This window comes from Nonlabens sp., assembly GCF_965660805.1.
Lineage (GTDB): Bacteria > Bacteroidota > Bacteroidia > Flavobacteriales > Flavobacteriaceae > Nonlabens.
Map to the genome: position 1 here is coordinate 1 of NZ_CBFIBE010000010.1, position 12,967 is coordinate 12,967.

The 12,967-nt window shown below is 35.6% G+C and carries 7 protein-coding genes; 5 read left to right on the forward strand and 2 right to left on the reverse strand.

Annotation, left to right across the window (positions count from 1 at the left end; all coding sequences use genetic code 11):
• Window positions 1-252: 252 nt before the first annotated feature.
• Window positions 253-1,221 (reverse strand): IS110 family transposase, encoded by a 969-nt coding sequence (locus ACTF48_RS04185; protein ID WP_438961888.1) that lies wholly within the window; start codon window positions 1,219-1,221, stop codon window positions 253-255.
• A 384-nt stretch (window positions 1,222-1,605) separates the two neighbouring features.
• Between ACTF48_RS04185 and ACTF48_RS04190 the strand changes: the two genes are divergently transcribed.
• The 5 genes from ACTF48_RS04190 to ACTF48_RS04210 all read left to right on the forward strand — a co-directional run bounded on the left by ACTF48_RS04190 (window position 1,606) and on the right by ACTF48_RS04210 (window position 9,150).
• Complete coding sequence (locus tag ACTF48_RS04190; RefSeq protein ID WP_438961889.1) at window positions 1,606-3,108, forward strand: aldehyde dehydrogenase family protein; 1,503 nt, start codon at window positions 1,606-1,608, stop codon at window positions 3,106-3,108.
• Window positions 3,109-3,183: 75 nt separating this feature from the next.
• On the forward strand, window positions 3,184-3,564 hold the full coding sequence (locus tag ACTF48_RS04195; RefSeq protein ID WP_438961890.1) for a DUF779 domain-containing protein: 381 nt from the start codon (window positions 3,184-3,186) through the stop codon (window positions 3,562-3,564).
• Between the two features lie 316 nt (window positions 3,565-3,880).
• Complete coding sequence (locus ACTF48_RS04200; RefSeq protein ID WP_438961891.1) at window positions 3,881-4,852, forward strand: acyl-CoA thioester hydrolase/BAAT C-terminal domain-containing protein; 972 nt, start codon at window positions 3,881-3,883, stop codon at window positions 4,850-4,852.
• A 170-nt stretch (window positions 4,853-5,022) separates the two neighbouring features.
• Window positions 5,023-6,675 carry a serine hydrolase domain-containing protein gene (locus ACTF48_RS04205; RefSeq protein ID WP_438961892.1) on the forward strand — a complete coding sequence of 551 codons (1,653 nt, stop codon included), beginning with the start codon at window positions 5,023-5,025 and terminating at the stop codon, window positions 6,673-6,675.
• A gap of 330 nt (window positions 6,676-7,005) precedes the next feature.
• Window positions 7,006-9,150 carry a GH92 family glycosyl hydrolase gene (locus tag ACTF48_RS04210; RefSeq protein WP_438961893.1) on the forward strand — a complete coding sequence of 715 codons (2,145 nt, stop codon included), beginning with the start codon at window positions 7,006-7,008 and terminating at the stop codon, window positions 9,148-9,150.
• A 278-nt stretch (window positions 9,151-9,428) separates the two neighbouring features.
• Here the strand turns inward: ACTF48_RS04210 and ACTF48_RS04215 are convergent, their stop codons facing one another.
• A complete protein-coding gene (locus tag ACTF48_RS04215) occupies window positions 9,429-12,911 on the reverse strand; it encodes a methylmalonyl-CoA mutase family protein (RefSeq protein ID WP_438961894.1) in 3,483 nt (1,160 codons plus the stop codon).
• Window positions 12,912-12,967: the final 56 nt, after the last annotated feature.

The window sequence follows — 12,967 nt, forward strand, 5'->3', positions numbered from 1 at the left end:
AAAGTGTTTCTGTTTTATGTTCCATCATAGTAACATATGGAAATGAAGTGGAAATTGATGTTGTTTATATTCCTGAAAGACCAGATGATTAATAGTTGAATCACTATTTAAAGCAATTTGAAAAGCCAGTTGCCAACAAAGAACTGAGGTAAAAAACAACACTTTTCTTCATTAATTTGAGACACTATAATTCTAGGCCCGTAGATTCATGAATTAGATTCTGGAGCCTTTTTTATTAGTATAATCTTCTAGTTATCGAGGCAACACTGAAACGTGAGTTTCATCATAAGGCCTGCCCGATGTTGCGATAGAAAAACATTGTTTCAGGAGTTTATTTGCTACTGCTATTAATGCTAGTTTTTTACTCTTTCCTTTGTTAACGATTCGCTCATACAGTTCACGACATGCTTTATTGTGTTTACATGCGTTAAACGAACATAGAAACAAGAGATTCCGAAGCTTTCTATTACCTACTTTACTTATCCTCGATCGTCCTCTCACGCTACTGCCTGAATCTCGTATTGTAGGTGTGATACCTACATAACTGCATAGCTGACTTGCGTTCTCAAACTTTGAAAAGCCATCGGTAACTACTATTAGAAATAAAGCGGTTTTCTGTCCTATTCCTGGTATAGATGTCAGCAAGGTTAACTGGTGTTGCTGGTCTTCTTTAACCAAGGATAGTATCCTTGCCTCAATAGCTATGATCTCTTTATCTAACTGCTTTTTATTACGCCTTAGCGATCGATAAACAAACATAGATGGAAGTCCTAATGCTTCCTCGCCGTGCATTTTGTTCTTAGTCGCTGTTCGTTGTTTCAAATAGGTATCTAGTAATCTGAACAGCTGTAAGCATTCACTTTGAACATCTGTCAAGGCATTGTAAATAGGTACCTCATTGATTAAGGCATACTCACAAATGGCTTTTGAATCGCTCTTATCTGTTTTTACTTTGGATAACTTCATCTGGATAAATCGCTTTATAGATAATGGATTGATTACCGATACCTCTACCCCATTTTTGTAAAGAAACTGTGCGAGTCGATAATGGTAATAGCCTGTGGCTTCCATGGCTACTAAACTATCTTTAGGTAAAGATTTTAATAATTTCTTGAATCCAGTCTCATCGTTTTTATACTGCTCATGACCAGATTCACTACCGTGTACATCAAATACATCTTTACTAATGTCTACTCCAAAAGTTTCTTTATATTTATTCATATTAAATGTTTTAGGAAAGAACCATCTACTTTACTCACAACAACTTAAAAACGAGATCTAAATGTCTCATAGAACTGAACGTGATTGAGTAGTAAAAGAGAGAGGATTATCAATGTTGTCGAAGTCTTAAGCTTCACCGTATATCATAACCTTAATTCTCTCTTTTGTTCTTTCTGTTTATTATCCAAATTTATTGAGAATCAAACTTAAGTTGTATAAAAATAATAGCGGTTTAGTCGCTTAATCATAAGAAAATGAACAATTTAAAGGTCTGTTATAATCCGAAAAAGTTAGTGTATAAAATCTGGTACTTTTCATATACAAGACCGTTACCAGCAAGTCAAAAAAAAATAGTATTTTGTGATAATTTAAATAATAATAAATATGGCAACATTAAAGAGACCAGAATTTAAAAACCATTATGACAATTTCATTGATGGCAAATGGACTGCTCCAGTACTTGGAAAATATTTTGATAATATTTCTCCTATTGACGGAAAAGTGTTTACCAAGGTCGCCCACTCTTCAAAAGAAGATATTGAATTAGCAGTAAATGCAGCGCATAATGCTTTTGCGAATTGGAGTAAAACTTCAGCAACAGAACGGAGTATCATTTTAAACAAAATTGCAGATAGAATGGAGGCGAATTTGGAGTATCTATCCATCGTTGAAACCATTGACAATGGCAAGGCAGTTAGAGAAACACTAAATGCAGACATACCTTTGGCAATAGACCATTTCCGTTACTTTGCAAGTGTGATACGTGCCGAGGAAGGTTCAGTGGTAGAGTTAAATGAACATACCGTTTCTATGATTGTCTATGAACCCATTGGTGTAGTAGCACAAATCATTCCATGGAATTTTCCAATTTTAATGGCGGTATGGAAACTTGCTCCTGCATTGGCGGCTGGCTGTAGTGTAGTATTGAAACCTGCAGAAAGTACACCTACTTCAATATTAGTATTGATGGAACTCATTGCAGACCTTGTGCCAGATGGGGTTATCAACATCGTCAATGGATTTGGTGCAGAACTCGGAAGAGGATTGGTTACAAATCCTAAAGTCTCTAAAGCTGCCTTTACAGGTTCTACCGCTACTGGTCGTTTAGTAATGCAGTATGCAACAGAGAATATCATTCCTGTTACGCTCGAATTGGGTGGAAAATCACCAAATGTTTTCTTCCCATCGGTAATGGATAGTGATGATGAATTTTTAGACAAAGCCATAGAAGGAGCCGTATTATTCGCCCTTAATCAAGGAGAAGTTTGTACCTGTCCTTCTCGTATTTTGGTACACGAAAGCATAGCGGATGAATTTTTGAAAAAGGTAGTGGAAAGAACCAATGCTATAAAAATGGGAAATCCTTTAGATACTGATGTAATGATGGGTGCACAAGCCTCAAAAATTCAGAAAGAAAAAATAGCCTCCTACCTAAAACTTGGTAAAGAAGAAGGCGCAGAAGTATTAGCAGGAGGTGATATAAAAAATATGGATGGTGAATTAAGCGATGGCTACTATATTCAACCAACTATATTTAAAGGACATAACAAAATGCGTATATTTCAAGAAGAAATTTTTGGACCAGTTGTATCTGTAACAACATTTAAAAATACAGAAGAAGCTATTGAAATAGCTAACGATACACTATACGGTTTAGGTGCTGGGGTTTGGACAAGAGATGCACACGAATTATATCAAGTTCCGCGTGCTATTCAAGCAGGTAGAGTTTGGGTGAATTGTTACCACGACTACCCAGCTGGTGCCCCATTTGGCGGTTATAAACAATCAGGTATTGGTCGTGAAAATCATAAAATGATGCTTGGACATTACAGACAAGAAAAGAATATGCTAATTAATTATAACAAAAATAAATTAGGATTCTTTTAACCCTTAATAAATAGGGGCATAACACTTTTGGCTGTATGCCCCTGTTTTTAATTTGTTTAACAAATATTTGTAATCATGATTAATAGATTATCAGCAACAAATAAAGCATTAAACTTGATTTCCAAATTAAAGAGGACTCACGGTGAACTTATGTTTTATCAAGCTGGTGGTTGTTGTGAAGGTACACAACCACAATGCTTTGAAAAAGGTGGGTTTTATTTGAGAACCAACGATGTATTGATTGGTTCAATAGATGGTTGTGAGTTTTGGGTAGATAGAGATTTATTTGAATATTGGAAATACAGCCATTTCACTCTTGATGTCTTAGATGGTTTTGGTGCTGGTGGTTTTTCATTAGAGACATCACTTAACAAAACATTTAAAATCCATTATAGACTTTTTACTGAAGAAGAATTGAAAGAATTAGAACCTATACAAAGGCAATTAAGTGACTAAAAAACCTGCTGGTAACAAAGAACTGAGGTAAAAAACAACACTTTTCTTCATTAATTTGAGACACTATAATTCTAGTCTCGTAGATACATCAATTAGATTCTCGAGCCTTTTTTATTACTATAATCCTATAGTTCTGGACAACTGGCAAGAACATCATATAAAGCGAATAAGACGTTTTAAAGGCTTATTGTGAGGCTGTGATGTAAGAAAATATCTGTATTTTTACTCAGACAATTTAATACCCAAAGATAAAGCGAGTACCAGCTAAAACGCCTCACTCGCCTTATACCTTTGCCGTTACCAACAACCTTGAAAAATGAGAAAAAATAGAATACTTATTATTTGGATTGGAGCAATCGCCTTGCTGATTGTCGGGTACTTTATTGCAGACAGTTTACTATTCGATGGAGTTAAATCTAGAACCATTAATGAGAATGGATTTCAGGCAAATTATTTTGCGAAAAATATTTCGGAGAAGAAAGCTGCGATAGTTCTATTAGGTGGTGGACAATGGGGCGATTACTGGGGACAGGAATTTGCCAATAAGGGATTTATTGGCGTATCCCTACCATATACTGGAAAAGAAGGTTTGCCAAAATTAACTGAAGAAATTAATTTAGAATATTTTGAAAAAGCTTTGACATGGTTGGGAAAACAGCCAGAAGTTCACCCAGATAAAATAATTGTGATGGGAGCATCGAGAAATGCTGAATTATCACTATTAATTGCTTCTCTATTTCCTAAATATGTTGCTGGCGTTATAGCTTATGCACCAAGTTCGGTTTCCTGGTCTAATACAGTTCTTCCTTATAATTCAGATGACCTTAAACCCAGTTGGAAATATCTTGGAGAAGATATTCCATACATACCAATGGATAAAATTTCGGGAAACGACTCAAATAAAATCGGAACTTTGGAATATTGGAAAAGTGGTTTGGTAAAAACTGATTATGTAACTGAAGCAACAATTAAAGTAGAAAAAATCAATGGTCCCATTATACTTTTTTCCGGGAAAGATGATAAGGTTTGGCCATCCTCATTTATGGCAGATATGATTGAACAGAGAATAGAAGAAAATAACTTTAAACACTCTTTTCAGAATATTAAATATGAAAAAGCTGGACACTTAATATCAAGTCATCCAGAAATAAATTCGAATAATAGAATTGGACACATGAATATTAATGGTAAAGACTACGAATTTGAATTCGGGGGGACATCTGAAGGAGATGAAAAAGCTAAGAAAGATGCGAAAATAAGGTTAATGGAATATTTAGAAAAAATATAAACCTGAGAAAAGGCAGTTGGTAAAAATTTACAAGAATAATAGCCGAGATAGTAGTAAATTCAGGAGTTGTAGCCCGTATCATTTTTTTGTATTTTGACAGGAAAGTACCACGCAATCGGCTACTATTCTTATACTTGACGTTGTACGCAATCCAAAACAAACATTCTATAATGAAACAAACATTAATATTAACATTCTTATTTCTTAGTATAAATGCATATTCCCAAGAATTGGAAAAGCCAATAATTGACAAGCTCGACAGTCAGATTGAGAAATATATAGATGGGATTTCGCCCGGAATGGCAGTCGGAATTGTAAAGGATGGAACAACTGTATTCGAAAAGTATATTGGTTATTCAAACCTAGAACACGAAATAAAAATAGACAAAAATACAAGTTTTAATATAGCCTCAAATGCCAAACAATTTACCGCTTTGTGCATTTTGAGATTAATTGAGCAGGACAAATTAGCCTTAGATGATGATATCAGAAAATATTTACCCGAATTATATGAAGAAATCGAATATAAAATTACAATATCCAATCTATTGACGCATACAAGTGGAATTAGAGACGTTTACGGTTTATGGGCATTGAAAGGTAAAGATTGGTATGAACTTTTTATAGTTAACGATGATGCAATCGAACTTTTACAGTCCCAGACAGACTTGAATTTTGAGCCAGGAAAAGAGTATCTGTACAGCAACTCTAACTATATACTTCTTACAGAAATCATTGAAAAAGTAACCGGCATTAAGTTCAAAGATTTTTCTAATTCATTGTTTACAGAATTAGGAATGGAAAATTCATCATTTCTCACCAATTATATGGCCGTAATTCCAAATAAGGCAAGACCTTACGGTAATTGGAATGGTTGGCGAGAATATCCAATAGTAACAGAATTAAATGGAGATGGTGGTTTATTCACAACTTTAGAAGACCAATTAAAATGGGAGCAAATTATTCAACAAAATAATGGTAAATACCTATCAACTTCAATAATCGACAAAAGCCAATCGACAATAGAAAATGTAAATTTTGACAACTACGGATATGGATTGATGTTCGGCAAATATGAAGGTTTAGATTACACCTATCACGATGGTAGCACAGGAGCATATAATGCGACATTTTTTAGATTCACAGATAAAAACCTATCAATAGTCATAATGTCAAATAATAGCAACGTACCTACAAACTATTTAGCACAACAATTGACAGATATTGTTTTTGAATTAGACATAAATAATGATAAATACCCATCAGTTCCCAAGAAAACGGAAAGACTGAAAAATATCAAAAGAATTATAGGCAATTATCAAAACGTTGATGGGACTATAATGAAAATAAGTGAAAACGATGGTTCTTTATTTCGAGAGATTTATCAACGAGAACCAGTAAAAATTATAAACGAAAAACAAAGCTTGTTTCATTATGAGACAAACGATAAACTTAAAATGAATTTTTCTAATATTGGGAAAGAGCAACAAAAGTTGACTTTATATTTAGCGACCCAAGAACCAAGCGTTTATCATAAAATACCAACTGAAGAAATAGAAAATGGTTATGATACGAGCTTAAACGGAACCTATTTCAATGAAGAAACCGATACAGAGATTGTAATTGAACACGTCAAAAATGCTAATTACAACATTATCAAAAATGGAAGAAAACGAGATGGAAAACTCATCACAAAAGACTATCTAAGAATGATGAGTTCTTACAAAATTAAAGTTATTAGAGATGAAAATGGAGATGTACAAGGGTTAAATTTAGAGAACGGACGAATTAAAAATATTATTTTCAAAAAGCAATACGTCTAAAAAAGATTTGAAAAAGGCCAGCGTACATCAAAGAACTGAGGTAAAAAACAACACTTTTCTTCATTAATTTGAGACACTATAATTCTAGACTCGTAGATTCGTTAATTAGATTCTGGAGCCTTTTTTATTACTATAATCTTCTAGTTCTAGAAAACTGGCAAGAACATCATATAAAGCGAATAAGACGTTTTAAAGGCTTATTGTGAGGCTGTGATGTAAGAAAAATTCTGTATTTTTACTAAGACAATTTAATAACAAAAGTTATAGCGAATACCAGCTAAAACGCCTCACTCGCCTTATACCTTTGCCGTTGACAATAATTAAAACCAAATGCAGAAATACCTATTCATAATTTTAGCGTTTTCAACTTTTTTAAGTTGTACTGACAATAATAAAGTTGAATTGAGATCTGCTGATTACACCAAATATGTAGATCCTTTTATTGGAACAGACGGAACTGGACACACCTTTCCTGGACCAAGCAGACCTTTTGCAATGGTACAACCTGGACCAGATAATACAGACCAAGGTTGGGATTACACAAGCGGTTACCAATTAAAGGACTCAACCATCATTGGATTCTCAAACACAAGAGCTAGTGGCACTGGAATAAGTGAGTTTGGAGATATTCTGTTATATCCATTTAACGGTAATTCTAGCAAGTATTCCGCAAAAAAAATAAAAGAACATGCAGAGGTATCTTATTATTCAGTTGAACTTTCTAACAACATAAAAGCTGAACTTACCTCAACCGAGCGTGTATCATTTCATCGTTATACATATCCAAATAACAAGGCAAAACTATTGGTCAACCTTCAACACGGTTTGCGGTTTTTAACAGATAGTTTGGTGTTGGATAGTGCTATTAAATTAGAAGCTGATAAGAAAACAATCTCTGGTTATTGCCACACTAAAAATTGGGTAGAACGAAAGTACTTTTTTACACTCACGTTCGACCAAAAATATGCAGCAATTAAAGAATTACCAGCTGACCCTAAAGAAAATGCACCAAAATATGTTTTAGATTTCAATCTTAAAAACAACATCTTAAAATGCAAAGTCGCCTTATCTACTGTTAGTGTTAATGGTGCAAAAAACAATCTTAAAACAGAATTAGACCATTGGGAATTTGAAAAAGTTAAAAACGAAGGAAAACAAATTTGGAATACCTATTTAAAAAAGATTGAAATTGAAGCTGATGATACACAAAAAACCATTTTTTACACGGCTATGTATCATTTGTTTTTACAACCTTCAAATATTGCAGATGTAGATGGGCAGTATAGAGGTGCTGATGATAAAATTGCGATGGCCAAAAATGGAGAATACTATTCAACCTTATCGCTTTGGGATACGTATAGAGCAGCACATCCCTTATACACCATTCTTGTACCTGAACGTGTAGATGGTTTTATTAATACGTTTTTAGCACATTACAAAGCCCAAGGTTATCTTCCTATTTGGACGGCTTGGGGACAAGAAAACCATTGTATGATTGGTAATCACTCTATTCCAGTTATTGTTGACGCATATCATAAAGGATTTAAAGGTTTTAGTTATGATGAGGCCATGAGCGCCATGGTAAAATCCAGTACAGAAAATCATTTAAATTCTGACTGGGAAATGTATAACAAATACGGCTATTATCCATTTGACTTTTTAGATAATGAATCTGTTTCTAGAACACTCGAGAGTGGATTTGATGATTACGCTATTGCGAAAATGGCAAAAAAAATGGGTAGAGATAGTATCGCTGAAATTTTCAGCAAAAGGTCAAAATACTACGAAAATTTATTTGATAGCGAAACAGGTTTAATGCGTGGAAAAGACTCAAAAGGTAATTTTAGAAACCCTTTTAAACCTTTGGAAGCCACCTCGCCTATGAATAATCCAGGAGATTACACAGAAGCAAATGCATGGCAATACACCTGGACACCAAGTCATTATGATGTAAAGAACTACATTGAGCTTTTAGGTGGGAAAGATAATTTCACAAATCAATTAAATAAATTCTTTAGGCTATCTAATGACGATGCAGACAAACACCTTGGTCAAGAAGGTCTTATAGGTCAATATGCACACGGTAATGAACCTAGTCATCACATTGCATATTTATATGCTTTTTCAAATACCCCAGAAAAAGGAAATCAACTCATAACAGAAATATATAATAGGTTTTACAGCGATAAACCAGATGGAATAACTGGAAACGATGATTGTGGACAAATGAGTGCTTGGTATATTTTTTCTACTTTAGGTTTTTATCCCGTAAATCCTGCCAATGCAGAGTTTGTATTAGGAATACCACAAGTTAACAAGGCTAAAGTTATTCTTAATAAAGAGAATGTTCTTTACATTGATAAAACAACTGATGATTTGAATAAAATTCTGAATATTAAATTAAACGATACAGAATTAAAAGAAATTATAACCTATGATCAAATTACAAAAGGTGGCAGTTTAAAGTTTCAATAACTATTAAGATTAATGACCTGAGGTAAAAAAATATAGGTACTTCACTGTATGAGATTTCAAAAGATCATTGAATTGATCAACGTCTACAGTCACCATAAAGCGAATCCGCTCTTCAGCGGATTGACTTTGAAAACGTCATTGCGAGAGTAGCGCGGCAATCTGCTTTTATAGAAATCGACCCTAGATTCCTTCACGTTGTTCGGAATGACAGCTAATAAATTAGAATATTCGTTGTAAGCGAGCTCTAAGGTTTTACTGGGCAAAACCTTAGAGTCTGCTTACATGTTACGGCGGTACTGCCCACCTACTTCAAACAAGGCTTCTGTGATTTGTCCTAATGTACAAACCTTGGTGGCTTCCATAAGATGTTCAAAGATGTTGCCTTGTTCTACGGCGGCTTTTTGAATCTTTGATAATTGTTCTTGTTGCGCTTTCGCGAAAGCGGAATGCAAATTATCCTTAGTAGCAATTTGAGCTTGTTTCTCCTCTTCAGTCGCACGGATTACTTCAGCTGGCAAGACCGTAGGACTACCTTTTGAACTTAAGAAGGTATTTACACCTATAATCGGGAATTCGCCCGTGTGTTTCAACATCTCATAGTGCATGGATTCTTCTTGAATCTTACTGCGCTGGTACATGGTTTCCATCGCTCCTAGAACACCACCACGTTCTGTAATGCGGTCAAATTCTTCTAAAACTGCTGCTTCTACAAGATCTGTAAGTTCTTCAATGATGAATGCTCCTTGGATAGGGTTCTCATTTTTGGCAAGACCTAATTCTTTATTGATAATCAACTGGATGGCCATCGCACGTCTTACAGATTCTTCTGTAGGTGTGGTGATCGCCTCGTCATAAGCATTAGTATGTAACGAGTTACAGTTATCATTAATCGCATACAGCGCTTGCAATGTCGTACGTATATCGTTAAAGTCTATTTCTTGTGCATGTAGTGAGCGACCACTAGTCTGAATGTGGTATTTCAACATTTGTGCACGAGAATTGGCGCCGTATTTGTTCTTCATCGCTTTAGCCCAAATCTTTCTTGCCACACGACCAATTACAGAATATTCTGGATCAATACCGTTTGAGAAGAAGAAACTTAAGTTAGGACCAAATTTATTGATGTCCATACCACGACTTAGGTAGTATTCTACATAAGTAAATCCGTTTGCCAGTGTAAAGGCGAGTTGCGTGATAGGATTTGCTCCAGCCTCTGCAATGTGATATCCAGATATGGATACACTGTAAAAGTTGCGCACTTTTTCTTCTATGAAATATTGCTGAACATCACCCATTAAACGTAGGGCAAATTCTGTGGAGAAAATACAAGTGTTTTGTGCCTGATCTTCTTTTAGAATATCGGCCTGAACGGTTCCACGCACTTGTGCAAGAGTTTCCATCTTGATACGTGCATAATCTGCTGGATCAAGAATTTGATCTCCTGTAAGGCCGAGAAGCATTAAACCTAGACCGTCATTTCCTTCAGGCAATTTGCTGGTATCTACCGCACCATTTTTAGAATATACTTTTTCGCCTTGAGCGTTTAAATAAGAAGGACGTTCTACATTATTATCATCATAAACTTCTTTGAGCTTTGCCTCTACTTTATCGCCCAGATCGTTTTCTGTTATGAATCGCTCACAGTTTTGATCGATTGCGGCATTCATAAAGAATCCTAACAACATAGGCGCCGGACCGTTAATAGTCATCGATACCGAAGTCATAGGATGTGATAAATCAAATCCTGAATAGAGTTTTTTAGCATCATCTAAACAGCAAATACTTACACCTGCATTACCGATTTTACCATAAATATCTGGTCGCAATCCTGGATCATTACCGTATAACGTAACAGAATCAAACGCCGTTGATAAACGCTTTGCAGGCATTCCCAAACTCACATAATGGAATCGCTTATTGGTACGTTCTGGTCCACCTTCACCGGCAAACATTCTGGTAGGATCTTCTCCAGTACGCTTAAACGGATACAGTCCTGCAGTATATGGAAATTCTCCTGGCACATTTTCTTTCAAACACCATTTCAATATATCGCCCCATGCGCTGTACTTAGGTAGCGCCACTTTAGGAATCATTTTATGAGAAAGTGATTCTGTATGCGTTTCAATTTTGATGACTTTATCGCGTACTTGGAATTCGTAAATAGGTTGTTTGTATTTATTTACTTTATCATCCCATGTGGTAATGATTTCCCAATTGTATGGATCGAGATCTTTTAGGGATTTATTGAATTGGGCGAGTAATAAAGTTATGAGTTCAGAGTTATGAGTTAATAGTAACTCTTCATTCAGACCCTTTTCATCCATCAATTCTGCACTCTTAACTCCGAACTCTGAACTTAAAACAGTCTGAATAGTTTTATAAACACCATACAACTTTTGAGCAACTTCAGACTGTACGGTTGCGGTATTATCATAAGCACGATTACTTTCTGCTATCTCGCTTAAGTATCGAGTTCTCGCTGGCGGAATGACAAATATTTTCTCACTTTGCGCTTTATTAAGTTCATTTTTAGAGCTTAAATCAACACCTGTTTTCTTAGTCACCTCAGCCATTAACGCCTCGTACAAAGCATTCATTCCTGGATCATTAAACTGACTTGCAATGGTTCCATGAACTGGTAAGGTTTCAGGATCTACTTCCCAAAGGTTGTGATTGCGCTGGTATTGTTTCTTTACATCACGCAATGCATCGAGAGAACCACGTTTGTCAAATTTGTTGATCGCCACCACATCTGCAAAGTCCAGCATATCGATTTTTTCTAACTGCGTTGCCGCACCAAATTCTGGTGTCATGACGTATAAAGAAACATCACTGTGTTCTAAAATTTCAGTATCGCTCTGCCCTATTCCGCTGGTTTCTAAAATGATTAAATCATAGTTAGCAGCTTTCAACACATCTACGGCTTCTTGCACATGCTTAGAAAGTGCTAGATTGGACTGTCTGGTCGCAAGCGATCGCATATACACACGATCGTTGTTAATCGCATTCATGCGTATTCTATCTCCTAATAAAGCACCACCAGTTTTACGTTTAGATGGATCTACTGATATGATACCTATGTTTTTCTCTGGAAAGTCAATTAAAAATCTGCGGATTAATTCATCAACCAATGATGATTTTCCTGCACCACCAGTTCCCGTAATTCCTAGGACAGGTGCTTGCTTTTCTGTTTTATCAGCTTCTGCAAAGTGTTTTACAAAATCTTCATGTCTATTCTCAGCTAGCGAGATCAATCTTGCTATGGTAGGAACGTCATTTTTGAGCAATTCTCCGTTTAATTCCGCTTTCGCGAAAGCGGGAACAGGAACATCACAGGTCTTCACAAGGTCATTGATCATTCCTTGAAGTCCCATAGAGCGTCCATCATCTGGACTGTAAATACGTGTAATCCCGTAATCCATAAGTTCTTTGATCTCTGAAGGAAGAATTACTCCACCACCACCACCAAAGATCTTGATATGTCCAGCACCTTTCTCCACTAGCAAATCACGCATGTATTTAAAATACTCGTTGTGTCCACCTTGATAAGAGGTCATGGCGATACCGTTTGCATCTTCTTGAATAGCAGTATTTACCACTTCTTCTACACTACGATCGTGACCTAAGTGAATCACCTCACAACCAGTAGCCTGTATGATACGGCGCATGATGTTAATAGCAGCATCATGCCCATCAAAAAGGCTGGCAGCCGTTACTATTCTTACTTTGTTAACTGGAACGTATGGAGTCTGATCTTGCATTATGATATTCTCATTTTATAGTTTGCAAAATTACGAAAACGATAACGTAGTTCTAG

What these genes read in the sequence shown, in the direction of transcription:
- ACTF48_RS04185 (WP_438961888.1), bottom strand. Translation starts at nt 1,221, where the DNA reads ATGAATAAATATAAAGAAACTTTTGGAGTAGACATTAGTAAAGATGTA.
- ACTF48_RS04190 (WP_438961889.1), top strand. Translation starts at nt 1,606, where the DNA reads ATGGCAACATTAAAGAGACCAGAATTTAAAAACCATTATGACAATTTC.
- ACTF48_RS04195 (WP_438961890.1), top strand. Translation starts at nt 3,184, where the DNA reads ATGATTAATAGATTATCAGCAACAAATAAAGCATTAAACTTGATTTCC.
- ACTF48_RS04200 (WP_438961891.1), top strand. Translation starts at nt 3,881, where the DNA reads ATGAGAAAAAATAGAATACTTATTATTTGGATTGGAGCAATCGCCTTG.
- ACTF48_RS04205 (WP_438961892.1), top strand. Translation starts at nt 5,023, where the DNA reads ATGAAACAAACATTAATATTAACATTCTTATTTCTTAGTATAAATGCA.
- ACTF48_RS04210 (WP_438961893.1), top strand. Translation starts at nt 7,006, where the DNA reads ATGCAGAAATACCTATTCATAATTTTAGCGTTTTCAACTTTTTTAAGT.
- ACTF48_RS04215 (WP_438961894.1), bottom strand. Translation starts at nt 12,911, where the DNA reads ATGCAAGATCAGACTCCATACGTTCCAGTTAACAAAGTAAGAATAGTA.